The organism is Paractinoplanes rhizophilus (assembly GCF_042664765.1).
Lineage (GTDB): Bacteria > Actinomycetota > Actinomycetes > Mycobacteriales > Micromonosporaceae > Actinoplanes > Actinoplanes rhizophilus.
Window position 1 is genome coordinate 81,152 of sequence record NZ_JBHTBJ010000023.1, and the last position, 22,345, is coordinate 103,496.

At 71.2% G+C, this 22,345-nt stretch carries 20 protein-coding genes and 1 pseudogene; 14 read left to right on the top strand and 7 right to left on the bottom strand.

What is annotated here, in order from left to right; genetic code table 11:
* Positions 1-101 precede the first annotated feature (101 nt).
* The 5 genes from ACFQS1_RS26475 to acs all read left to right on the top strand — a co-directional run bounded on the left by ACFQS1_RS26475 (position 102) and on the right by acs (position 5,629).
* Positions 102-812, top strand: coding sequence for a LytR/AlgR family response regulator transcription factor (locus tag ACFQS1_RS26475; protein WP_378973275.1), 711 nt, complete (start codon positions 102-104; stop codon positions 810-812).
* Positions 809-1,180 (top strand): DUF485 domain-containing protein, encoded by a 372-nt coding sequence (locus ACFQS1_RS26480; protein WP_378973278.1) that lies wholly within the window; start codon positions 809-811, stop codon positions 1,178-1,180. Before ACFQS1_RS26475 ends, ACFQS1_RS26480 begins: the two co-directional genes overlap by 4 nt.
* Positions 1,177-2,892: a sodium/solute symporter gene (locus tag ACFQS1_RS26485; RefSeq protein ID WP_378973280.1), complete on the top strand. Its 1,716-nt coding sequence runs from the start codon at positions 1,177-1,179 to the stop codon at positions 2,890-2,892. Before ACFQS1_RS26480 ends, ACFQS1_RS26485 begins: the two co-directional genes overlap by 4 nt.
* Positions 2,893-3,042: 150 nt before the next feature.
* Entirely contained in the window at positions 3,043-3,672 is a 630-nt protein-coding gene (locus ACFQS1_RS26490) for an acetate uptake transporter (protein ID WP_378973282.1), read from the top strand.
* Position 3,673: 1 nt separating this feature from the next.
* Positions 3,674-5,629, top strand: a complete 1,956-nt coding sequence (gene acs / locus ACFQS1_RS26495; RefSeq protein ID WP_378973285.1) for an acetate--CoA ligase — start codon at positions 3,674-3,676, stop codon at positions 5,627-5,629.
* A 25-nt stretch (positions 5,630-5,654) separates the two neighbouring features.
* On the opposite strand, the gene ACFQS1_RS26500 is transcribed toward acs, so the two are convergent.
* From ACFQS1_RS26500 to ACFQS1_RS26515, 4 genes are read right to left on the bottom strand one after another with little or no spacing between them, the layout of a single operon-like run.
* A complete protein-coding gene (locus tag ACFQS1_RS26500) occupies positions 5,655-6,230 on the bottom strand; it encodes a GNAT family N-acetyltransferase (RefSeq protein ID WP_378973287.1) in 576 nt (191 codons plus the stop codon).
* A gap of 4 nt (positions 6,231-6,234) precedes the next feature.
* Positions 6,235-7,281 carry an FAD-dependent oxidoreductase gene (locus tag ACFQS1_RS26505; protein WP_378973289.1) on the bottom strand — a complete coding sequence of 349 codons (1,047 nt, stop codon included), beginning with the start codon at positions 7,279-7,281 and terminating at the stop codon, positions 6,235-6,237.
* Between the two features lie 13 nt (positions 7,282-7,294).
* Positions 7,295-7,771 carry a DUF6069 family protein gene (locus ACFQS1_RS26510; RefSeq protein ID WP_378973292.1) on the bottom strand — a complete coding sequence of 159 codons (477 nt, stop codon included), beginning with the start codon at positions 7,769-7,771 and terminating at the stop codon, positions 7,295-7,297.
* Positions 7,772-7,819: 48 nt separating this feature from the next.
* A complete protein-coding gene (locus ACFQS1_RS26515; RefSeq protein WP_378973294.1) occupies positions 7,820-8,791 on the bottom strand; it encodes an RNA polymerase subunit sigma-70 in 972 nt (323 codons plus the stop codon).
* Between the two features lie 221 nt (positions 8,792-9,012).
* On the opposite strand from ACFQS1_RS26515, the gene ACFQS1_RS26520 reads away from it, so the two are divergent.
* The gene (locus ACFQS1_RS26520; RefSeq protein ID WP_378973297.1) at positions 9,013-10,014 is read left to right on the top strand and encodes an NAD(P)H-dependent glycerol-3-phosphate dehydrogenase; all 1,002 of its coding nucleotides are present in this window, start codon (positions 9,013-9,015) and stop codon (positions 10,012-10,014) included.
* 3 nt (positions 10,015-10,017) lie between these two features.
* On the opposite strand, the gene ACFQS1_RS26525 is transcribed toward ACFQS1_RS26520, so the two are convergent.
* Positions 10,018-11,613: an acyl-CoA synthetase gene (locus ACFQS1_RS26525; RefSeq protein WP_378973299.1), complete on the bottom strand. Its 1,596-nt coding sequence runs from the start codon at positions 11,611-11,613 to the stop codon at positions 10,018-10,020.
* Between the two features lie 199 nt (positions 11,614-11,812).
* On the opposite strand from ACFQS1_RS26525, the gene ACFQS1_RS26530 reads away from it, so the two are divergent.
* Positions 11,813-12,043 carry a TM2 domain-containing protein gene (locus ACFQS1_RS26530; RefSeq protein ID WP_378973301.1) on the top strand — a complete coding sequence of 77 codons (231 nt, stop codon included), beginning with the start codon at positions 11,813-11,815 and terminating at the stop codon, positions 12,041-12,043.
* A 53-nt stretch (positions 12,044-12,096) separates the two neighbouring features.
* Here the strand turns inward: ACFQS1_RS26530 and ACFQS1_RS26535 are convergent, their stop codons facing one another.
* A complete protein-coding gene (locus ACFQS1_RS26535) occupies positions 12,097-12,798 on the bottom strand; it encodes a Crp/Fnr family transcriptional regulator (RefSeq protein ID WP_378973304.1) in 702 nt (233 codons plus the stop codon).
* An 89-nt stretch (positions 12,799-12,887) separates the two neighbouring features.
* Between ACFQS1_RS26535 and ACFQS1_RS26540 the strand changes: the two genes are divergently transcribed.
* From ACFQS1_RS26540 to ACFQS1_RS26570, 7 genes and pseudogenes are all read left to right on the top strand, one after another.
* Positions 12,888-13,595, top strand: a complete 708-nt coding sequence (locus ACFQS1_RS26540) for a hypothetical protein (protein WP_378973338.1) — start codon at positions 12,888-12,890, stop codon at positions 13,593-13,595.
* Positions 13,588-15,822 carry a hypothetical protein gene (locus ACFQS1_RS26545; RefSeq protein ID WP_378973306.1) on the top strand — a complete coding sequence of 745 codons (2,235 nt, stop codon included), beginning with the start codon at positions 13,588-13,590 and terminating at the stop codon, positions 15,820-15,822. Before ACFQS1_RS26540 ends, ACFQS1_RS26545 begins: the two co-directional genes overlap by 8 nt.
* Positions 15,819-16,706 (top strand): hypothetical protein, encoded by an 888-nt coding sequence (locus tag ACFQS1_RS26550; RefSeq protein WP_378973308.1) that lies wholly within the window; start codon positions 15,819-15,821, stop codon positions 16,704-16,706. Before ACFQS1_RS26545 ends, ACFQS1_RS26550 begins: the two co-directional genes overlap by 4 nt.
* A 111-nt stretch (positions 16,707-16,817) precedes the next feature.
* Positions 16,818-18,884 carry a M14 family zinc carboxypeptidase gene (locus tag ACFQS1_RS26555; protein WP_378973311.1) on the top strand — a complete coding sequence of 689 codons (2,067 nt, stop codon included), beginning with the start codon at positions 16,818-16,820 and terminating at the stop codon, positions 18,882-18,884.
* A 27-nt stretch (positions 18,885-18,911) separates the two neighbouring features.
* Positions 18,912-19,223, top strand: coding sequence for a PadR family transcriptional regulator (locus ACFQS1_RS26560; RefSeq protein ID WP_378973313.1), 312 nt, complete (start codon positions 18,912-18,914; stop codon positions 19,221-19,223).
* Complete coding sequence (locus ACFQS1_RS26565; protein ID WP_378973316.1) at positions 19,220-20,236, top strand: hypothetical protein; 1,017 nt, start codon at positions 19,220-19,222, stop codon at positions 20,234-20,236. Before ACFQS1_RS26560 ends, ACFQS1_RS26565 begins: the two co-directional genes overlap by 4 nt.
* Positions 20,237-20,262: 26 nt before the next feature.
* Positions 20,263-21,057: pseudogene (locus tag ACFQS1_RS26570) on the top strand (glycosyltransferase 87 family protein); the annotation flags it as partial.
* A gap of 179 nt (positions 21,058-21,236) precedes the next feature.
* Here ACFQS1_RS26570 and ACFQS1_RS26575 read toward each other — a convergent pair.
* Complete coding sequence (locus ACFQS1_RS26575; RefSeq protein WP_378973318.1) at positions 21,237-22,244, bottom strand: sugar phosphate isomerase/epimerase family protein; 1,008 nt, start codon at positions 22,242-22,244, stop codon at positions 21,237-21,239.
* Between the last annotated feature and the right edge of the window lie 101 nt (positions 22,245-22,345).

A 22,345-nucleotide genomic window follows, 5' to 3' on the forward strand; every position in this document is an offset into this window, starting at 1 on the left:
TCCGCGCTGACGGGATCCGCGCTGACGGGATCCGCGCTGACGGGATCCGCGCTGACGGGATCCGCGCTGACGGGATCCGCGCTGACGGGATCCGCGCGCTCGTGCTCGACGATGAGTCGCACGCCCGCGACGAGATCTCCTTCCTGCTCGAGGGCGACCCGCGGGTGGCCTCGGTGCGGACCGCCGCGTCCGGCGCCACCGCCCTGAAGCTGCTCAGCACCGAGGTGTTCGACGTGCTGTTCTGCGACATCCGGATGCCCGGGCTGAACGGGCTCGAGCTGGCCCGGCTGACCGCCCAGTTCACCACGCCGCTGTCGATCGTGTTCGTCACCGCCTACGACGACCACGCGGTGGAGGCGTTCAGCCTGCAGGCCACCGACTACGTGATGAAACCGATCCGGGCCGAGCGGCTGCGCAAGGCGGTGCGCCGGGCCTGCGCGGTCCGCGACGGCCGGGCCGAGCCCACCGGCCCGGACGAGGAGGACGAGGTCATTCCGGTGGAGCTGGGCGGGGTCACCCGATTCGTGCGGCGCTCGCAGGTCCGGTACGTCGAGGCGCACGGCGACTACGCCCGCCTGCACACCGACGGCGGCGAGCAGCATCTGATCCGGACCACCCTCAGCGTCCTGGCGGAGCGGTGGTCGGCGGCCGGCTTCGTCCGGGTGCACCGCAGCGTCCTGGTCCAGCTGGCCCGGGTGGACGAGATGATCCGCTCGGTGGACGGGCACACCGTGCTGCGCCTGGGCGCCGACGAGTTGACGGTGAGCCGGCGGCACTATCGCGAGGTGCGCGACCGGCTGGCCCGCCGGTGATCGAGCCACGCCGGGTCCGAGTGGTGCACCCCCGCACCGACGCGGCGTCGCGCGGGCCGCTGCCGCCGGCCGTGCCCGCCGAGGATGCCGGGACCGAGGTCGACGAGATCTACCTCCGGTCGCTGATCCGTGGGCAGGCCCGGCTCGCGCTCCTGGTGGTCGCGGCGACCGCGGTGCTGCTCGGCGGGGTGGCCGTGCTCGGCGCGGTGTGGCCGGCTTTCGACCGTACGAGGATCGCCGGCGTCCCGGTGGCGTGGCTGATCCTCGGCGTCGCCGTCTATCCGCTGCTGATCTCGCTGGCCTGGCTGGCCGTCCGGGAGGCGGAGCGCAACGAGGACGACTTCCGCTCGCTGACCGGCCGCCGATGAGCCCGGCTCTCGCCACGGTCGTCCTGGTCAGCGTGGTGACCATCGGCGCGGGCGCGCTGGGCCTGCGCCGGACCCGCACCACCGGCGACTTCTACGTCGCCTCGCGGGCCGTGACCCCACGTTGGAACGCGGCCGCCATCGGCGGGGAGTATCTGTCCGCCGCGTCGTTCCTCGGCGTCGCCGGCCTGATCCTCGCGTACGGATATGACGCCTTGTGGTATCCGGTCTGCTACACCGCCGGTTATCTGATCCTGCTGGCCGTCGTCGCGGCGCCGCTGCGCCGCAGCGGCGCCTACACGCTCCCGGACTTCGCGCAGATCCGGCTGCAGTCCACGAACGTCCGGCGGGCGGCCGGCGTGCTCGTGGTGATCATCGGCTGGCTGTACATGGTGCCGCAGCTGGGCGGCGCGAGCCTCACGCTGAGCACCCAGCTCGGCGCGCCGAGATGGCTGGGCGGGCTGGTGGTGTGCCTGGTCGTGCTGACCGCGGTGACGGCCGGCGGCATGCGCTCGATCACCTTCGCGCAGGCGATCCAGTTCTGGATCAAATTCCTGGCCCTGCTCATCCCGGCGGTGGTGCTGATCGGCGTGTGGCAGCACCGCACGAACGCCGAGCTGCGCTACCCGGTGGCGCAGGCCCGGGTGGTGGTGCCGGTCGACCGGGACACGACGGTACGGCTGCCGGTGGACGAGCGGCTGACGGTGCACGGCTCGGTCGACGACCGCCCGGCCGGCGGACCGGTCGACCTGACCGCCGGCCCGCACCGGCTGGGCGCCGGAACCACCGTGACGCTGCGCCGCGGCGATGCCGTGCCGGTCGTGGCCCGGCTGCCGGCCAACACCCGTACGTCCTGGCTGACGCCGCTCGATTCCGGCATCCCGCACCCGCTCTACGCCAGCCTCTCGCTCATCCTCGGCGTCTGTCTCGGGACCGTGGGGCTGCCGCACGTGCTGGTGCGCTTCTACACCAACTCGGACGGGCGCGATTCCCGGCGTACGACGTTTGTGGTGATCGTTCTGCTCTCGCTCTTCTATCTGTTGCCCACGGTCTTCGGCACGCTGGCCCGCCGGTTCGCGCCGGATCTGCTGCTGACTGGCAACACCGACGCCACCGTGCTGGAACTGCCGGGCCGGATGCTGGGCGGCATGCCCGGAGTCTGGCTGGGCGCGCTGGTCACCGCGGGCGCGTTCGCGGCGTTCCTGTCCACCGTGTCCGGTCTCGCTGTGTCGGTGGCCGGGGTCCTGGGCCAGAGCCTGGTGGGCGAGCGCCGGGCGCTGCGGCGGCTGCGGATCCGGTCGTTCCGGCTCAGCGCCGTCGTCGCGCTCGCCGTCCCGTACGTGGTGAGCCTGCGTAGCGAACGACTCGGCCTGGCCGTCGTCGTGGCGCTGGCCTTCACGGTCGCCGCGTCCACCTTCTGCCCGTTGCTGGTGCTGGGCATCTGGTGGAGCCGGCTGACCGACGCGGGCGCGCTGGCCGGGATGGCCGTGGGCGGCACGCTGTCGCTGTTCGCCGCGCTGGCGACGCTGGCCGGCCGGGATCCGGCGGGCTGGCCGGGTGCGGTGCTCGGGCAGCCGGCCGTGTGGACGGTGCCGATCTCGTTCGCCGTCATGATCGTGGTGTCGCTCGCCTCCGCGGGGCGAGTGCCGGACGGCGCCGGGCGCATCATGCTCCGCCTGCACACCCCGGAGGCGCCGGTCGCCGGTGGCCGCTGATCGCGCTCCGGCGACCGGCGGGCGCAACCCCACGGCCGCAGATCGACGGTCGGGCCCGGTCGGCGATCGCTTCCGAGGACCGGCCGCGAGCGGTGGAAACATCCCGCTCGAGGGGGTGCTTCCCCGCATCCCGGTATGAGAGGAGCTTCGATGGCGACTACAACCGACTCCATCGGCGACCGTTCCCTCGACGTCCCCCGCTTCGGCTTCGGCGCGGGCGTCGCCGATCCCGGGCCGCTCGGCCTGGCCGGTTTCGCCAGCACGACCTTCTTCCTGTCCACGGTCAACGCCGGCCTGCTGCCCAAGTCGGTGACCGCGGTCGTGCTGGGCCTGGCCCTGTTCTACGGCGGCGTGGCGCAGTTGCTGGCCGGCATGTGGGAATTCGTCAAGGGCAACACTTTCGGCGCGTTGGCGTTCTCCTCGTTCGGCGGGTTCTGGCTGTCGTACTGGTTCCTGGTGGCCCACGTGGTCGGCGGGCTCAAGGCCGACGCCGGTGACATCAGCAACGCGATCGGCGTCTTCCTGCTGATCTGGACCATCTTCACGGCGTACATGACGGTCGCGGCGACCCGGGTGTCGCTCGCCGTGCTGGCCGTCTTCGCCGCGCTGACCCTGACCTTCCTGTTCCTGACGCTGGGCGAGTTCGTCGACGAGTCCTTCACCAAGGTCGGCGGCTGGCTCGGCATCATCACGGCGATCATCGCGTGGTACGCCTCCTTCGCGGCGGTGACCAACGCGACCTACAAGCGCGTCGTGCTCCCCGTGTTCCCCCGGGTCTGACATGAGCGAGACGCTGTCCAATCTGCTGCATGAGGAACGGCGGTTCGCGCCGCCCGAAGCGTTCGCGGCGGCCGCGAACGTCACCGCCACGGCCTACCAGGAGGCGGCCGCCGACCGGCTCGCCTTCTGGGCCACCCAGGCGCGCAGGCTGACCTGGGCGACCCCGTGGTCGGAGGTGCTCGACTGGTCGGCCGCGCCGGTGGCCCGCTGGTTCGTGGGCGGCCGGCTGAACGTCGCGTACAACTGCGTCGACCGGCACGTCGAGGACGGCCACGGCGACCAGGTGGCGTTCCGGTGGGAGGGCGAGCCGGGCGACACCCGGACGATCACCTACGCCGAGCTCAAGGACATGGTCTGCCGGGCCGCGAACGGGCTGGCCGAGCTGGGCGTACGCGCCGGTGACCGGGTCGCGATCTATCTGCCGATGATCCCGGAGACGGTCGTGGCCATGCTGGCCTGTGCCCGGCTGGGCGCCCCGCACACCGTGGTCTTCGGCGGCTTCTCCGCCACCGCGCTGTCCGACCGGATCCTGGACTGCGACGCCCGAGTGGTGATCACCGCCGATGGCGGCTACCGTCGCGGCGCCGTGTCGGCGCTCAAGCCGGCCGTGGACGAGGCGCTGCAGCGCTGCCCCGATGTGCGCTCGGTGCTGGTGGTGCGGCGCGGCGGCAACGAGGTCGGCTGGACCGAGGGCCGGGACGTGTGGTGGCACGAGCTGGTCGACCGGCAGTCCGCGGAGCACACGGCCGAGCCGTTCGACGCGGAACATCCGCTGTTCGTCATGTACACCTCGGGCACCACCGGAAAGCCCAAGGGGATCCTGCACACCAGCGGGGGCTACCTGACCCAGGTGGCGTACACCCATCACGCGGTCTTCGACGTCAAGCCGGACGAGGACCTCTACTGGTGCGGCGCGGACATCGGCTGGATCACCGGGCACAGCTACATCGTCTACGGGCCGCTGGCCAACCGGACAACCTCTTTCCTGTACGAGGGGACGCCGAACACGCCGAGCGAGCACCGCTGGTGGGAGATGATCGAGCGGTACCGGATGACCATCCTCTACACCGCGCCGACCACGATCCGCACCTTCATGAAGTGGGGCCCGGAGATCCCGGCCGCGCATGACCTGTCGTCGTTGCGCCTGCTCGGTTCGGTCGGCGAACCGATCAACCCGGAGGCGTGGATGTGGTACCGGTCGGTGATCGGCGGCGATCGTTGCCCGGTGGTGGACACCTGGTGGCAGACCGAGACCGGCGCCATCATGATCAGCCCGCTGCCCGGGGTGACCGCGACGAAACCCGGCTCGGCCATGACCGCGCTGCCCGGCGTCGGGGCCGACGTGGTCGATCAGGACGGCGTGCCGGTGCCGAACGGCGGCGGCGGGATGCTCGTGCTGACCGAGCCGTGGCCGGCGATGACCAGGGGGATCTGGGGCGACCCGGAGAGGTTCCAGGAGACGTACTGGGCGCGCTTCGCGGCGCAGGGTTTCTACTTCGCCGGCGACGGGGCGAAGAAGGACGAGGACGGGGACCTGTGGCTGCTCGGCCGGGTCGACGACGTCATGAACGTCTCGGGGCACCGGATCTCCACCACCGAGGTGGAATCGGCGCTGGTCTCCCACCCCACGGTGGCCGAAGCGGCGGTGGTCGGCGCCACCGACCCGACGACCGGCCAGGCCATCGTCGCGTTCGTCATCCTGCGCACCACCGAGCCGGCCGACAACCTCGCCGGCACGTTGCGCGACCACGTGGCCAAGGAGATCGGGGCGATCGCCAAGCCGCGGCAGATCCTGGTCGTCCCCGAGTTGCCGAAGACCCGCTCCGGCAAGATCATGCGCCGGCTGCTGCGCGACGTCGCCGAGAATCGCAAGCTCGGCGACGTCACCACGCTGACCGACTCCACGGTGATGGACCTCATCCGCGACAAGCTGCCGTCCGCACCGGCGGACGGCTGAGCTCCTCGGCAGCCCGGCGGCTCGGTCAGATGTCGCGAGCCATCAGCAGCGAGTCGCCGGGACCGCCGCCGGCCGAGAAGCGCTCGGCCACGGCGGTCCAGCCGCGCCTGGCGTACAGGTGGCAGGCGGGCTCGGCCAGCGAGTTGCAGGCCAGGATCGCGGTCGCGGCGGGGGAACCGGCGATCAGCAGGTCGTGGGCCAGCTTGCCGAATCCGCGGCCCTGCGCCCGCGGGTGGACCGCCAAATGCACGACCTCGAGGCAGAGGTCGCCCATCCAGCGGTCCGCCCGATCGTCGCCGACCGCCTCGGCGGCCCGGTCGCGCCACCAGTCGCCGGGGCGGGCGAGCAAAGCCAGGCCGAGGCCGATCGGGCCCGCGTCGTCCGTCACGATCACCACGCGTACGCCGTCACGCTCCGAGGCGTACCGCCGCACCCGGGCGACGAAGCCGTCGGCCTGTTCCGGTCCCTCGTGGTAGGGCGGCCGGCCGAAGGCCGCCGCATAAACCGCGCGTCCCGCCGCCAGCATTTCCCCGGGCGGCTCGCCCAGGAACAGATGAGCCTGCAACCCGTGCTCCGCTTCGGCCGCGGTGGACTTCGACATGTCCTCAGGCTAGGGGCCCGGCGTCGTCCGGTGTGGAACCGTCGATGCCGGCCTGGGCCAGCGTCTCGCCCAGCAGCGGGGCGAACTTCATCAGGTTCTCCCCGTACGTGACGAGCACCCGGCCGCGGCGTACGAACTGCAGGCCGTCGCCGAGATCCGGATTGTGCGCGCAATACAGTCGGCCCACCGGGCGCGGCTCGACGAACGGCAAGTGCTCGGCGACAAAGGCGGTCACCGCCTCGAGCGACGCCTGTTCCGCCGGCTGCCGTCCGCCCGCCCAGCTCACCAGCGCCGGATCGACTTGGCCGCCGACCGCCCACCGGCCCGGCGCGGCCGCATGCTGGTACGTCCCCAGCACGTCGCCGGCCGGCTGCGTGATCCAGCACTGCAATGGCGCCGGCGCCTCGGCGCGGATCGGGAAGCTGACCCGCAGATGGTGCTCCAACGTGGACGGCGTCTCGATGCCGACGCCGGCGGCCAGCGCGGAGGTGCCGGCGCCTGCGCAGATCACGGCCGCGTCGAAGGTCTCCGAGGCGGAGCCGGCGGTTACCCGTACCCCTGCCGGGGTCTCCTCGACGGCATCGACGCGCGCCCGGCGAAGGTGGTTGCCGACGGCCCCGGTCAGGAATTCGCGGATCCGGTCTACCCGGATGACACCGCCGGCCGGGTCGACCAGGGCCGGGCCGGCGAAGGCGCGAGCCGGCAGGCGCAGCAGCGGCGATCCCGGATCCGTCACGTCGTGGGCCGCGCCCGCCGCGGCCATCGCGTCGGCCCACTTCTCTGCCTCGGCGCCGCTGACCACGGTGCCGACTTCGTCGACCAGCGCGGTCCCGGCCCGCTCGCTCCACTCGGCGAACAGCGCCCGGGATCGCTCGGCCAGGGCCACCATGTCGGGGTAGGCGTGCGCCAGACGGAAGATCCGGGTGTCGCCGGCGGAGCGCTCGCCCATCGGCTCGCCGGACTCATAACACCGGACGTCGGCTCCGCGCCGGAGCAACGCGACCGTCGCGGACAGGCCGACGACCCCACCACCGACCACTGCCACCTTCATAGTCGCGACGCTATCAGCGCCGGCCGGTGGCAGAGGCCGGCCCGGCGGCCGGGGTCGTGGCTCGCGTCGACCCGGAACGGGTGCGCAGGCTGCGCGCCAGGGCGGGGATCATCACCGCCGCCGCGACGAGGTGCAACGCGACGAGGGCGGCGACGGTGGCGGCGTTTCCCCCGGAGAGGAACGGCGCGACCAGCGAGATCGCGGTCAGCGGCACTGCCGTCTGGACGAATCGCTTCGCGGGCTGAGCGCTCCACCGCAGGAGAGCGCCGGCGATGACGACGCCGGCCAGCGAGAAGAGGCCGGTCATCACGGCGAAACCGGGCAGCGGGATCGCCTCGCCGCCGTCGGGCAGCTCGAAGTCGACGCCGGCGGCCTTGGCCAGCGCGGCGGCGAGGGTGGTGGCGGCCATTGCCGCGAGCGTGGCAACCAGGCCGATGCCGGCGAGCCCGCGGAACAGGTGGGTGCGGCCGGTCCGGGCCGTACTGTTCATGACGGTTCTCCATCGTTCGGCGGTGGGCTTGCGGGTCCGTGCCGGGACTTATTCGGTGCCGTCGGCCGGCAGGCGCTCCGGGAGCCCGAACCGCGGGAACTGGTCGTCGTGGAACGTGAAGATCTCGGTGATCGCTCCGCCGGTGATGCGCAGGACGTCGATCGTCAGCGGCCGGTACGCGCCCTCCCCCTCCTGCCAGAGGTAGTAGGCGACGGCGGGCTGCCGGTTCGCGCAGGTGGGCACCGCGCGCAGGCCCTTCAGGTCCGGGTAGCCGTCCTCGATCCAGTTGTGCACGACCGCGTCGCGGCCGACGTACCGGCCGGGCGTCGGAGGCATCGAGAAGAGGACGTCGTCGCGCAGCATCGCGGCGAGGGCCGGGACGTCCGGGGCCACGCTGGCGTCGGTGAAGCGGCGTACCAGCTCCCGCGTTCCGGCGTCCTCCTCCCCGCCGGTCCAGTCCTGCCGTTCGGCGGGCAGGTGCTCCCGCATGCCGGCCCGGGCCCGCTGCAACGCGCTGTTCACCGAGTTGACCGAGTCGCCGAGCAGCTCCGCGACCTCCTTCGCCGGCCAGCCGAGCACGTCGCGCAGGATCAGCGCCGCCCGCGGGCGCGGCGCGAGATGCTGGAGCGCGACCAGGTACGCCAGCTCGATCGTCTCCCGGGCCACGGCGGCCGTCTCGGGCCCGTCCGCATCACCCGCGGGCAGCTCGTCGAGCAACCGGTCCGGGTAGGGCTGCAACCACAGCACCTCGCCGCCGGTCGCCGGCTCCGGGCGGCGCTTGGCGAGCAGGTCCAGGCAGGCGTTGGTGGCGATCCGGTACAGCCAGGCCCGGAACGTCGACCGCCCCGCGAAGGTCTCCCGCCGGCGCCAGGCGCGCAGGAACGTCTCCTGCACGGTGTCCTCGGCGTCCTCGAACGACCCGAGCATCCGGTAGCAGTGCACGTGCAGCTCCCGCCGGTGCCGCTCGGCCAGCCCCGAGAACTCCGGATCGCCGGCTTCCGGCCGCGTGTCGGCATTCATCGCGTCATCCTTCCGCGTCGTCGTGTCCGTTCGCAGGTATGACGGGCGCGGGCGCGACAACTCATCACTCGAGGCGGCCGGCCGGGCCGATGGGTTCCCCGGCGGCGACCGGCGGGATCGGGCAGATCCGGCCGGACCGCTGCCCACGACGAGCCGCGCCACCGTATTCTCGACTCGAAATCCGGGGTGGCCGGCGAGGCGCGCGCCGAGGAAGGGGAACCATGCGGATCACCGTCCTGGGTGCGGGCTCGTGGGGTACGACGGTCGCGTCCGTGCTCACCCGCCGCGATCACGAATCGCTGATCTGGGCGCGGAACGAGGCCACCGCGGACGAGATCAACGCCAAGCACACCAACGAGCGTTATCTCGCGGGCTTCCCGCTGCCGGCCCGGCTCCGCGCCACCGCCGATCTCGCCGAGGCGGCCGCCCACGCGGAGTTGCTCGTCGTCGGGGTGCCGACCGGGGCGTTCCGCGCCACTCTCGAGAACGTCCGGCCGGATCTGCACCCGTGGATCCCCGTGGTCAGCCTCAGCAAGGGCCTGGAGCGGGACTCGCTGCTGCGGATGACCGAAGTGATCAAGGCGGTGCTGCCGGGACATCCGGCGGCCGCGCTCACCGGTCCCAACCTGGCCAAGGAGATCATGGCGGGTATGGCGGCGGCCACCGTGATCGCGACGGAGGACCTCACCGTCGCCGCCGAGATCCAGCGAGTGTTCCGCCGCGGCCTGCTGCGCGTGTACACCAACCACGATGTGATCGGCTGCGAGGTCGGTGGCGCGCTGAAGAACGTCGTGGCGATCGCCACCGGCATCGCCCAGGGCCTCGGCGTCGGTGACAACACCCGGGCCGGGGTGATCTCCCGCGGGCTGGCCGAGCTGACCACGCTGGCGGTCGCGATGGGCGGCGAGCCGAGCACGCTCGCCGGGCTGGCCGGGATGGGCGATCTGGTGGCGACCTGCATCAGCCCGCACAGCCGCAACCGGCACGTCGGCGAGCAGCTCGGCCGCGGGCGGAGCCTGGACGAGATCCTCGCCGAGATGGGGCAGGTCGCCGAGGGCGTCAAGACCGTGCACGCGGCGGTCCGGCTGGCCGACCGGCACGGTCTGGCGATGCCCATCACGCGTACGATTCACCGCGTCGTCACGGGCGACATCACCGCCGAGCGAGCCTACGACGGCCTGTTGCGCAGCCACCCGGCCGGGCACGAGTCCGAACCGGGGTGATGATCAGCCCACCTCGATCGTGCCGGTGGGCAGCTCGCGGCGCACCACCTTGCCGGTGGCGTTGCGGGGCAGCGCGTCCAGGAACACGACCTCGCGGGGCACCTGGTAACGGGCGAGGTTCGCCCGCACGAAATCCTTGATCGCCTGAGGATCCCGATCGGACGAGCCGGTGGGCACGACGAACGCCCGCAGCCGCTGGCCGAACTCCGGGTCGTCCACGCCGATCACCGCGGCCTCGACCACGTCGTCGCGCGCGGCGAGCAGGTTCTCCACCTCCACGGGGTAGACGTTCTCCCCGCCGGAGATGACCATGTCGTCGTCGCGGCCGTCGATGAACAGCAGGCCCTCCGCGTCGAAGTGGCCCTGGTCGCCGGTGGCCATGTAGCCGTCGATGACCTGCTTGTGCTGTCCGTCGGTGTAACCCTCGAACGGGATGCCGGTCCGCACGAAGACGCGCCCGTGCACGCCGGCCGCGGTGATCCGGCGGTCGTTCGCGTCGTAGAGGGCGACGTGCACGGTGACCGGCGGCTTGCCGACCGTCCCGGGCGCGCGGCGCGCCTCGGCCGGCTGCGCCACCGACGCGACGGCGACCTCGGTGGAGCCGTACACGTTGTAGATCACCTCCCCGAACACGTCGTGGAACCGGCTGGTCAGCTCGGGCGCCAGGGCCGACCCGGCGACGAAGACGGTGGTCAGCGACGACGTGTCGTACCTGCCGATCACCTCGGGGCCGAGGGCAAGGATCCGAGTGAGCATCGTCGGCACCGCGACCAGCATCTGGGCCCGGTGCTCGGCGATCGCCCGGAGGATGCTCTCCGCGTCGAACCGGCGTAGCAGCACGGCGTGGTTGGCCAGCGACAGGCCCACGGTCCAGGCGCCGAAGCCGGTGCTGTGGAACAGCGGCGACGCGAACACCGCGGCGCCCTGCCGGGGGAACGGGACCCGGTCCGCGATCAGGGCGCTGGCCAGCGGCGACACCTTCGTGCGTGGCGCGCCCTTGGGCAACCCGGTGGTGCCGCTGGTGAGGATGATGAAACCGCCGGGCCGCTCCGGCAGCGGCAGCGGCGTGACCGGGTGCGCGGCGATCAGCTCGTCGATGGACGTGCCCGGGGACGAGCCCCAGGTGAGAAAGCGGGGGATGTCGTCCGGCAGGCCGTCGGTCAGCTCGGCGAACTCGCTGTCGTACAACACCACCCGGACCTTCTCCCGCGCTACGACCTCGGCGAGCTGCTGCTTCGCCAGGCCGGTGTTCATCAGGGCCAGGCGCAGCGCGGCGCGGGCGGTGCCGCTGATCGCCAGCAACAGGCCGCGGTGGTCGCGGGCCAGAACCCCGACCACCGACCGATCCGGCAGGCCGAGCTCCGTCAGCGCGTGCGCCAGGGCGTTGGACTGTTCGTCGAGCTCCCGATAGGTCAGGGTGCCGCGTTCGTCGGTCACCGCCGGGGCGTCCGGATGCTCGGCGGCCGCCTTCCTGATCAGGGCGGCCTGCGGTCCGAGCCGGGCGTTGTGGACGGCCGCGCGCAGCAGCCGGCGCGGTTGCCGGAGATTGACGATGCCGATCTGGTGCATCCGCAGGACGGCGTGCAAATGCTCGATCATGGTCGGAGCCCTTGTTCGAGGGTCGGCGGTCGAGTGCGAAGCGGGCATGCGGTGCTGCCTGGCGTGACCGTAGAGGAGTGACCTGCGTCACGGCAAGGGCGGTCCGTCGACGGAGATGGATCTTGCTTCCGGGGGCCGCGTACCGCTATCGTGCTTCGGCTTTTACGGATCTCTAACCATCAGAGGAGAACTCTCCAAAATGACCGCCACCCAGACCGCCGCCACCGGCACGAAGTCCTGGCTCGCCGCCCTGCTGCTCTGCTTCTTCGTCGGCGTCCTCGGCATCCACCGCTTCTACGTCGGCAAGATCGGCACCGGCATCCTCATGCTGATCACCTTCGGCGGCTTCGGCATCTGGACCCTGATCGACTTCATCATGATCGCGGTCGGCAGCTTCAAGGACAAGCAGGGCAACGCTCTCGCCCGCTGACCCGCATGGCGTCACAACCGGGCGCCCGGCCTCGGCCGGGCGCCCGGTCGCGTTCAGTCATCGCTCCTGGCGACATCGGCGGAGAGCCGGAGCGCCGCCACATCCCGGACGACGATCTGGCGGTATCCCGTCGTGACGATGCCGGAGTCGCGCAGATCGCGGATCGCCTTCTGCAGCGTGATCTCCGCGGCGCCGCACATGGTCGCGAGCTCCGACTGGGTCAGCCGAAGGTCCACCACGATGCCGTCGCGGTCCCGGCGACCGTATGCCGCCGCGATCTCCCACAGCACACGGGCCAGCCGCACCCGAACCGGGTACGACGCGAAATCGACCCGGCGCCGGTTCGCCATCCGCAGCCGATCCGCGACGATGCCGGCCATCGCCATCGCCGCGTCCGGATGATCGCGCAGGAAGGCGCGGAAGTCGTCGCGGTCGATGACCCGGATCGTCGAGGTGCGACACGTCGTGACGGTGGCCGACCGGGGTGTCCCGTTCAACGCCGAGATCTCACCGACGACGTCACCCGAGACCCGCACGTCGAGCAGCGCGTGCCGGCCGTCGGTCATGGCCACGGTGACCTTGGCCAGGCCGTCGCCGAGCAGAATGACATGCGAGTCCCGGCGGCCTTCGCGCAGGATCACGCTGGACGCGGGGGCGCCCCGCGCGGTCCCCAGCCGGCGAAGCTCCCGGCGGGCGGCGGCATCGAGCCGGCTGAGCAGGGTGCCGGGCAGCCAGTCGCCATCCGGACATCCCATAGATATATGTAATCGTTCCGGCCGCGGGATCGGTAGAGAGGAGGGCACACACCGAACCGTCCCCCGAGGGGTGAGCGCACGTGCCCGAAATTCAGGATCCGCACCGCCGAGTCCTCGTCGCCGCGGACATGGAGAGCTACAGCAAGCGCAACAACGTGCTGCAACACCGCGCTCAGGTGGCCTTCCGGCGGGTCATGGACGACGCCACCACCGCCGTGGGCCTGGATCGGGTCGACTGGCTCATCCAGCAGGGCGGCGACGGCGAGCTGGCGATCCTGCCGCCCCGGACCAGCGAACGGACCGTCGCCGCGAGGCTGGCGCCGGTGGCCGACCGGCTGTTGCGAGAGGTGAACCAGGGCCTGGCGCCCGAGGCGAAGGTCCGGCTCCGTCTCGCCGTCCATCAGGGTCTGGTCCACCTGGACGGCGCCAACGGATTCCCCAGCGAGGCGGTCGTCCACGTCTGCCGGCTGGCCGACTCCCCGCAACTGAAGCAGGCGCTGCGCGCCTTCCCCGACGCGAACGTGGCGCTGATCGTCTCCGACTCGGTCTTCCACGAGGTCATCGAGCACTACCGCGACCTGCGTCCGGACCAGTTCGCGGAGATCCGCGCCGAGATCCCGGACAAGGGGTTCAGCGCCACCGCGTGGATCCACGTGCCGGGCGAGAACGCCGCGGCGGCCACACCCCGCCGCGCGGACACCCCGTCGCCCGCGGCCGGACAGGTCTTCAGCGATATCACCACGATCGGCCCGGCCCAGTTCGGAAACCACAACACGATGCGGAACTCCGATGGATGACGCGAGACCGGAAGAGCCGCGCGACGATCCGCCGGAGAACGCCACGGAGGAAGCGCCGCGGCCCGGCGACGCCGATCGGCGGGAGCCGGCCACCTCTTCCCCGGCCGAGGCCCCCGCTTCTCAGCAATCGCCCGCCGCCCAGCCAACTGCCGCGCCCGCCGCCCAGCCAACTGCCGCGTCCGCAGCCACGCCCGCATCCGCGTCTGGCGAGGAGGATCGCGAGGATGACGAGGAACGTCCGATCGACGCGGATCTACTGCGTGTCGATCCGCGTGTCGGCCGCGAGATGTTCGGCGACCTCTTCACCGACATAACCGCACGCGGACCGGCACAGTTCGGCAGCAACAACGCGATGCACAACTATTTCGGCGAGCGACCCGTCGACCCGGTCATCGAGGAGCTTCCCGACCTGGAGATGCTGCTCGATGTCTACGCCGCGACCGAGGTCGACGACCAGCTCGACGACGTGCTGGACCGAAGATCCACGGCCGGCCTGATCGGTCCGCGCAACTCGGGTCGGCACAGCACGGCGCGCGCCGCGCTGGCGCGCCGTTACCAGGGCGGCCACGTCTATGAAATCGCGCTGCCCACCGGTGTGTCACCGGAGGTACTCGTCCACAAGCCGGAGCGGCTGCCCGAGAAGAGCGGCTTCCTGATGCGGCTGGCGGGCGACAGCCCCGTCGACACCATGCGGATCCTCGGGCCTCTGCTCCGGCGCCGGTCGGCCACGCTGCTACTGATCAAGGACGAGGAGTCGCGCCGGCGGGAGCTGAGCGGGGCCGAGATCCAGCATCGCCCGCCGCACCCGGTCACCGTCTTCTGGAAACACTTGGATTCGCTGCTGCCGGACCTGGGTCCGGAAGACCGCAATCGCTATCGGACGAACGTCGAACCGGCACTCGGCATGGCTTCGAGCCCGAAAACGAGCGTCGCTCTGGCCCGCGCGATAGCGAAGGAGCATCCGGCGACCACGGAGACCCTGCGCGGCATCCTCGATCGCACCCGATCGAAACTCCGCGCCCGGGCGTTCACCATTCTGCTTCCCGACGCCGGTGGTCCGCCGGGGCGGAGCCGGCGGAACAGCCAGCACGAACGAGCCTTCCGCCTGTCGTACGCGGTGTTTCATCGCCGGCCGCTGCATTACGTCTTCGAGGCCGCGGCCTGGCTGCTGCGCGAGATCGACAGCGCGGCGCTGCGCCCGGACTGGGGAAGCATGGCACTGCAGCACCCGGTCCCGACGCTGCTCGGCGACAGCCTGCGGCAGGACTGGGAGGCGGGACGCGAGGCGAGCGGAGCCACGCTGGGCGCTTCGCGAACCGCGTGGCTGCGCGACGAGGGTCTGCGTGGAGCGATCATCGACGTCGCCTGGCACGAGTTCGACGGCACTCGCAAGTCCCTGCTGAATTGGCTCGACCGCCTGGTCAGGGACGGCGATGTGGTGATGCGACGGGCCGCCGCCGAAACCGCCGGGCTGCTCGTTCAGCACGACTTCGACCGGGTCTATCAAGATCTTGTCGACGTGTGGGCCGGAGACCGACGGGCCGACGTCCGGCAGGCGGCCGCATGGACGATGGCATATTCCGACATGGCCGCCGGCATCGGGCCCCGGGTGCGGGAACGGCTCAGCAAATGGTCGTCCGGCCGGAACGCCTTCCGGCAGGACACGGCCGCTCGCGTGTATCTGAGCGGCATGGAACAGCCCGTGCTCGCGTGGAGCATGCTCGACCTCGCCCGGATCGCCCGGGAGAGGCTGCAGATGCGGCGCTACCTGGTGGCGACCGCGGTGGCCCAGCTTTACCGGCCCGAGCGGGCCGGCTGGATTCTCGCCGAGATGGACGTCTGGGCCAGCAACGCGCCACTGCAGATCCATGCCGCCCGAGCGCTGCTGATCCTGGCGACGAGAAGTGAGGCGAACGCCTCGGACGGCCGACCGGAGCTTCTCGTCCGGCTGGCCGAGGGGCGGCTCGACCTGCCGAGTTTCGGCCGGCTGTGGCTGGTGGCGTTGCTCGAGCCGGAAACCGAAGTGGCCGCCGCGCAGGCGCTGGCCCGCTGGATACGCCACGCGGATGGCAATGCCGAGTTCCGCGTGCATGTGCTCCGGGTTCTCCATGCCATCGGCGCGACCCCGGCGAGGCGCCGGCGGGTCGATTTCTACCTCACGAAGGCGTTCGGCCACGACCACGAATTGCCAACCTGGACCCGAGAAGAAGGGAGGCGGGCATCGTGAACGTGCAAACCGGTCCGGTGAGCCCGTCGGTGAGCAGATGGCTGCGCTTCAGCGCCTGGCTGGGCCGCACGTGGCGCGCGTTTCTCGCCCTGTTCAGTCCCCCGGAGCCCGAGCCGGTGTCGCCCGCCCCGCCGCCCCCGCCCCCGCCACCACCACCGCCTGGCCGGCTGAGCGGGCGGCGGAGCCCGCAGCGACCCATGGTGGTGCCGGCCAGCGGCTACATCTTCACTTTCCTGGTGCACGCCACGTTCATCTGGGGCTCCGATGGCCTCTACCAGGACGAGCTGAACAGTTCCATCGAGGGGCTGATGCCGTACGCGACGCGCCGCCTCAAGGCGCTCGCCGCCCAGCATGCCCGTCAGTATCCGCCGCATCGCGCCCGGGAATTGGAGCTCGCGCTGCAGGAGGACCTGCGCGAGAACGGCCCGTGGAAGCTGCATTGGCGAGGCGCCGATCTGACCTGCCAGCCCTATGCCTGGGTCGAGCTGGACGAGCAGGTCAAGCAGGCCGTGCAGCCGTATTGGGAGCAGCTCATCAAGCTCGATTGCGAGCACGACGTGCAAATGCGGCGCGCCGAGTACGCCGAGACGCTCAGCAAGCAGTGGACGGCCATCCTGACCGAGCTCGTGGGCAGCCCGGTGGCCGACGGCGCCGCCGAGATGACCGAGAAGGAACTGGCCGAGGTGGTCCGCAAGATCGTGGCCGAGCAGAAGGCGGCCTCGGAGAAACTCGAGGATCTGATGGCCAAGAAGGTCGAAGACGGCGACACCTTCGAGCGCTCCGACCATTTCACGGCCTTGCGCGAGCGCCTCGAACGCCGCGCGGACCGGCTCTTCGAGCGGCCCGGCGCCGACTCCGCGGACGGCCACCAGCCACCCGGCTGATCATGGCTCGCATCATGCCGGGGGGATGCGAAAAACGCCGGGCCACGATTGACATGGCTCGATGGCCGCGATGGGGTGATAGCGACATCCTTCGATGACGCAGGAGGTTCGATGTCACCTCGGGCACGCGGGGCGGCGGCTCTGACCGCCGTCCTGCTCACGATCGCGCTCGTCCCACCACAAGCGAGCGCCGCCGCCAACGATCCGATCGATCTCGCGGGCAACGAGCATGCCCTCATCCGTTTCCGCCTTCCCGGCGAGGCCGCCCTCCAGCGCCTCGTCCAACAGGGCGCCGACATCGCCGCCCGGCCGAGGACGTCGGCGGACGGCGCGGTCCTCGCCGATCTCGTGGTCGACCGGGCGCAACTGACCGCGCTGACCGCGGACGGCGCCACACCGCTGCGGGTGATCCAGCGGGAGTCCGACGGCGCTCGCCGGCTCGCGCAGAGCCGGGCGAAGATCGCCGCGGCCGGAGCCGACACCCTGCAGTTCCTTCAGGCGTACTGGTGGACCACCAACGGGCGCACGTTCCTGCAGACCCAGGTGGCGACCACCGCCACCGACGATCCCGACGTCGAGATCACCGTCACCTGGCGCACCGCGGACGGCGCCACCGGAAGCTATCCGCTGCTCCGGTTCGAGGACTCGGGCGAATACCAGTACCACTACGCGCTGCCCCAACCGCTGCCGAGCAGGCCGACGCAGGTGACGGCGACCTCGAGCCTCGGCGGGCAGAGCCGCGCGATCACGCCGGCGGTCTGGCCGAACGCCTCTCCCCCGCCGACGCCGAGCGGCTATCAGAAGGATTTCGTCGACGCCTACATGACGCCGGCGGACATCAGCGCGCGCATCAAGCGCCTCAAGCGGCAGTATTCGAAATTGGTCGACGTCATCGATCTGCCGAACAAGACCCAGGGCTATCGGCGTACGGCGGTGGCCTATCTCGGCGATCCGAGCACGGCCGCGGTCGTCGTCGAATCGGTGAAGTTCGGCGATCAGGGCATGAACGGCGTCCAGGTGAAGACCGTGAATCCGGGCAGAGCCAATCGGCCGTTGTCCGCCTCGTACCGCGATCGGGTCCTGACCTTGAGTTTGGCCACCGATGCCGCCGGCCAGGTGATCAGCACGACCGACGATGTCGCCGCCTTCATCTCGGCCAAGTATCCGCAGCGGTTCCGCGCCGTCGTCGAGGACGGTTCCGCCGGTGTGCCGATGCCGATCGCCGGGCCGGTGCGGCTGGACGACGGATTGATGGGAACCGAGGTCTCGAAGAAGCCGTGGACGGTGCAGGCGCTGCGGATCGGCAAGGTGCGCGACGGCTCGAAGGTCGGGGTGATGGCCTACAGCCAGGAGCACGCGCGGGAATGGGCCACGCCGTTGGTCACGCTCGAATTCGCCGAGCGGATGCTCGCCAACTACAACACCGATCCGGCCACCAAGGCGCTGGTGGATTCCGTCGACATCTTCGTCGTCCCGACGGTGAACCCGGACGGCGCCAACTACTCGTTCAACGACTTCAACTTCCAGAGAAAAAACCTGAGCAATCACTGTACGGGCACGAGCCGCGACCCTCGGTATCGCGATTCCTGGGGCGTGGACGTCAACCGCAACTACACGGTCGGGTCCTATTTCGACGGTTACGTGGGCGGCAGCCCGAACTGCCTTTCCGGGACCTACGCCGGCACCGCTGAGCTGTCGGAGGCCGAGAGCCGCAACGTGATCGCGCTGGCGACGGATCACCCGAACATCAAGTTCGCGATGAACGTGCACAGCTACGGCGGCTATTTCATGTGGCCGCCGGGCTCCTACAAGGCGGACGGGCGGGTCACGCTGCCGCGGCCGTCGATCGACGAGTCGAAGTTCTTCCTGGACAGCGCGCGCCGGATCGTCGGGGCCATCGCGGCCTCGCGCGGAACGGTGACGTGGCCGTCCTACACCGGCCCGGTCGCCGACGTGCTGTATTCGGCGGCCGGGAACTCGGCCGATCAGCTGTACTACGAGCTGGGCATCGACGCCTGGGACTTCGAGATCGGCAACGACATCTGGAACGACCAGACCCAGGAATGGGAGGGCGTCGGATTCCAGCCGCCGTTCGACGAGGCGCACGCCGAGTCCCAGGAGTACGCCGGCGGGCTGGTCGAGCTCGTGCGGGTGGCGAGCGAGACAGGGCTGGCCTGAAGGTTTGTCCCTATGTAGAATTTCTACATGCCTGGGCCGCGGCTCACCTCGTCGGTGCTCAAAGTCATGGCGGCGCTGCTCGCCGACCCGAGCGCCGAGCGGTACGGGCTGCAGCTGATGCAGGACACCGGCCTTCCCAGCGGGACCCTCTATCCGATCCTGGTGCGCCTCGAACGTGCCGGGTGGGTGGAGTCCCGCTGGGAGGAGGCCGATCCGGCCGCCGCCGGCCGCCCCAATCGGCGGTATTACCGCCCCACCGCCGAGGGCGCCGCCGCCGCGCGCGACGAGGTGGCGCGCATGCACGCCCAGATGGCTCGCGCAATCGAGAGGCCGGCATGAGCGCGGCGCTCCGGCTGTCCCGATGGCTGGTCGTGCGGGCCGCCCGCCGCTGGCCCGGCGACATGTCGCGCGAATGGCTGGCCGAGCTCGAGGTGCTGCGCGCCGAGCCGGCCAAGGCTCTCTCCTTCGCCCTCAGTCTCGCCGTCTCCCCCGCCGTCGAGGCTCTCGGGCAAGAGCCGGTGGCCCGGGTCGAGTCCTGGGCACGGTCGCTGGCGGCCTCGATCGGCGTGCCTCTGCTGGCGGCCATGCTGTTCAACGGCGTGCACCTGGCCCAGCACCACGCCGGGCCGGCCGGTGGGGCCGCCGCCCTGGCCGCCGCCGCCACGCTGATGGCGGCCCTGGCCCGGCGGATCTCCGGCCACATCGTCGTCATGGGCGCGACGACGTTCGCCTTCCTGCTGGCCGGCAACCGCATCCAGTACATGCCCTACATGGGCTGGGCCGACATCCTGCCGGCCGTCGCGGTCTGGACCATGGGCACCCTGATCAGCGCTCGGCTACGCCGGCTGCCCGCGATCGCCGGGACGCTGATCACGCTCGAACTGGCCACCATCGCGGGCTCGCTGCACGCCGCCATCCGCCTCGGCATCGACCTCCGCTCGGCCGCCGCCTGGTTCCCGCTGTCCCTCGCCCCCGGCGGCGCGGTCACCTTCGGCCCCGCTTTCCCCGGTTACCAGGCCTCCGAGCTGCTGCTCGGCAACGCCTCGGCGATGGCCGGGCCGATGCTGCTCTGCTCGATCTTCGTGCTGGCCCGATCCGTCCCGGCCCGATCCGCCGAAAGCCGGACCAGGCGCGTCACCTTCGAGATCCCGCTCGGCGTCGGCGCGACCCTGGCCGCGCAGACCGCGTGCGAAATGTTCCGTCGCCTGCCGCCGGCCGTCGCCCCCGACCGGCTGATCGACAACACCGGCGTCTTCGGCTTCGGCTTCGCCGCCCACCTCCCCGGGCAGATCCTCATCGCCCTGATCGCCGGCCTGCTGGCCGCCCAGCTGGGAGCACTGCGCCGGGTCTGACCCGCGCCGGACACCGGGAGCACGCCATGCCACCCTATGTAGAGAACCGACTGAGGTTGCCGGCGGCGCTGATCGCGACGGTCACCGGCTACGCCGCCCTCCTGCGCCCGGCCGACGGCCGCCTCACCGACCTCGGCGTCTACCTGGGCGCGGTCACCGCGCTGCGCACCGGCGACGGCCTCTACGACTTCATCCGCGGCGACGCGCCCTTCACCTACCCGCCGTTCGCCGCCCTGGTCTTCCTGCCGCTGACCTTCCTGCCGCCCCTGCCGGTGCAGATCGCCTGGACCCTCGGCACGATCGCCGCGGTCTACGCCATCGCGAGCCGGGCGAACGCCCCGACGGCCGCCCTGGCGCTCTTTGTCTCCGCCCCGGTCTCCTCGGATCTGCGGTTCGGGCAGGTGAGCCTGTTCCTGGCCCTGATGATCCTGACCCGCAACCCGGTGCTGATCGGCCTGGCCGCGGCGATCAAGCTCACGCCGCTGATCTTCATCCCGCTGCTGTGGCTACGCGGCGAGCGCCGGCCGGCGGTCGTGGCCACGGCGACGTTCGCCGCCTGCGGCCTGCTGACCGCGCTCGTGCTGCCCGGCGACTCGCTGCGCTACTGGCTGACCGAGGTACGCGACGTCGACCGCCTCGGCTTCATCGAGTCCCCCGGCAACCAGAGCCTCAACGCCGCCCTGCTCCGCCTCGGCATGCCCGAGACGCCGCGCGCGGCGATCGCCCTGCTGGCCGGGGGCGCGATCGTCCTGCTGGCCCTGCATCGGGCCCGACGACACGACTGGCTCGCGGCGACCGTCATCGTCGGCGCCGCGAGCGTCGTCTTCTCTCCCGTCTCGTGGACCCACCATCAGATCTGGCTGGTCCTGGCCGCCTTCCTCCCGCTACGCCACGCGACCTGGCGCTGGGTCATTCTCGCCGTGATGCTGCTGCCGTCCACGGCGGTCTGGAACGACGCCCGCCTCGCGCTGGCGATCGCGATAGCCGTCGGGCTCGTGCTTCAGGACGAGGACGAGAACGCCGCGTCGAACGCGGCCGAAGGTGCGTCGAACGCCAGCCGCCGCACGAACTGCAGCGCCTCGGGCGCGCCGACCAGCCGATCCATGCCCGCGTCCTCCCACTCGATCGAGATCGGCCCGTCGTAGCCGATCGCGTTGAGCGCCCGGAAGCAGTCCTCCCACGGCACGTCGCCGTGGCCGGTGGAGACGAAGTCCCAGCCGCGCCGCAGGTCGGCCCAGGGCAGGTGCGAGCTCAGCCGGCCGCGCCGCCCGTCGCCGGTGCGGACCTTGGCGTCCTTGCAGTCGACGTGGTAGATCAGGTCCTTGAACTCGAGGATGAAGTTGACCGGGTCGAGCTCCTGCCACACGAAGTGCGACGGGTCCCAGTTCAGGCCGAAGGCGGGCCGGTTGCCGATCGCCTCCAGGGCCCGCCGGGTGGTCCAGTAGTCGTACGCGATCTCGCTCGGATGCACCTCGTGCGCGAAGCGCACGCCCACCTCGTCGAAGACGTCGAGAATCGGGTTCCACCGGTCGGCGAAGTCCTGGTAGCCGCGGTCGATCATGGCCGGGGACACGGGCGGGAACATCGCCACCGTGTGCCAGATCGACGAGCCGGTGAACCCGACGACGGTCTGCACGCCGAGTTTCGCGGCCGCCCGGGCGGTGTCCTTCATCCGCTCGGCGGCCCGCGAGCGGACCCCCTCGGGCTCGCCGTCGCCCCAGATGTTCGCCGGGAGGATGTCGCGGTGCCGCTCGTCGATCGGGTGGTCGCAGACGGCCTGCCCGACCAGGTGGTTGGAGATCGCGAAGACCTTCAGGCCGTACTTTTCCAGCGTCGAGCGCTTGTGGTCGATGTAGTCGGGCTCGGCGAGCGCCCGGTCGACCTCGAAGTGATCGCCCCAGCAGGCGATCTCGAGTCCGTCGTAGCCCCACTCGGAGGCCAGCCGGCAGACGTCGTCGAAGGGCAGGTCTGCCCACTGGCCGGTGAAGAGCGTGATGGGTCGGGCCATGTCGTGCAACTCCCTGATCGCAGCCGAGATCGGCGGACGGCGAGGGAAACCGGCCGAGACAAGGGCCACCGTCCCGGGATTGCGCCTCCCTAGCGGAAGCG

Excerpts from the sequence above, each read along its gene's own strand:
- ACFQS1_RS26510 (WP_378973292.1), bottom strand. The coding sequence starts at position 7,771 with ATGAACAGTACGGCCCGGACCGGCCGCACCCACCTGTTCCGCGGGCTC.
- ACFQS1_RS26515 (WP_378973294.1), bottom strand. The coding sequence starts at position 8,791 with ATGAATGCCGACACGCGGCCGGAAGCCGGCGATCCGGAGTTCTCGGGG.
- ACFQS1_RS26555 (WP_378973311.1), top strand. The coding sequence starts at position 16,818 with ATGTCACCTCGGGCACGCGGGGCGGCGGCTCTGACCGCCGTCCTGCTC.
- ACFQS1_RS26485 (WP_378973280.1), top strand. The coding sequence starts at position 1,177 with ATGAGCCCGGCTCTCGCCACGGTCGTCCTGGTCAGCGTGGTGACCATC.
- ACFQS1_RS26535 (WP_378973304.1), bottom strand. The coding sequence starts at position 12,798 with ATGGGATGTCCGGATGGCGACTGGCTGCCCGGCACCCTGCTCAGCCGG.
- ACFQS1_RS26560 (WP_378973313.1), top strand. The coding sequence starts at position 18,912 with ATGCCTGGGCCGCGGCTCACCTCGTCGGTGCTCAAAGTCATGGCGGCG.
- acs (WP_378973285.1), top strand. The coding sequence starts at position 3,674 with ATGAGCGAGACGCTGTCCAATCTGCTGCATGAGGAACGGCGGTTCGCG.
- ACFQS1_RS26530 (WP_378973301.1), top strand. The coding sequence starts at position 11,813 with ATGACCGCCACCCAGACCGCCGCCACCGGCACGAAGTCCTGGCTCGCC.
- ACFQS1_RS26505 (WP_378973289.1), bottom strand. The coding sequence starts at position 7,281 with ATGAAGGTGGCAGTGGTCGGTGGTGGGGTCGTCGGCCTGTCCGCGACG.
- ACFQS1_RS26500 (WP_378973287.1), bottom strand. The coding sequence starts at position 6,230 with ATGTCGAAGTCCACCGCGGCCGAAGCGGAGCACGGGTTGCAGGCTCAT.
- ACFQS1_RS26565 (WP_378973316.1), top strand. The coding sequence starts at position 19,220 with ATGAGCGCGGCGCTCCGGCTGTCCCGATGGCTGGTCGTGCGGGCCGCC.
- ACFQS1_RS26575 (WP_378973318.1), bottom strand. The coding sequence starts at position 22,244 with ATGGCCCGACCCATCACGCTCTTCACCGGCCAGTGGGCAGACCTGCCC.
- ACFQS1_RS26490 (WP_378973282.1), top strand. The coding sequence starts at position 3,043 with ATGGCGACTACAACCGACTCCATCGGCGACCGTTCCCTCGACGTCCCC.
- ACFQS1_RS26520 (WP_378973297.1), top strand. The coding sequence starts at position 9,013 with ATGCGGATCACCGTCCTGGGTGCGGGCTCGTGGGGTACGACGGTCGCG.
- ACFQS1_RS26545 (WP_378973306.1), top strand. The coding sequence starts at position 13,588 with ATGGATGACGCGAGACCGGAAGAGCCGCGCGACGATCCGCCGGAGAAC.
- ACFQS1_RS26525 (WP_378973299.1), bottom strand. The coding sequence starts at position 11,613 with ATGATCGAGCATTTGCACGCCGTCCTGCGGATGCACCAGATCGGCATC.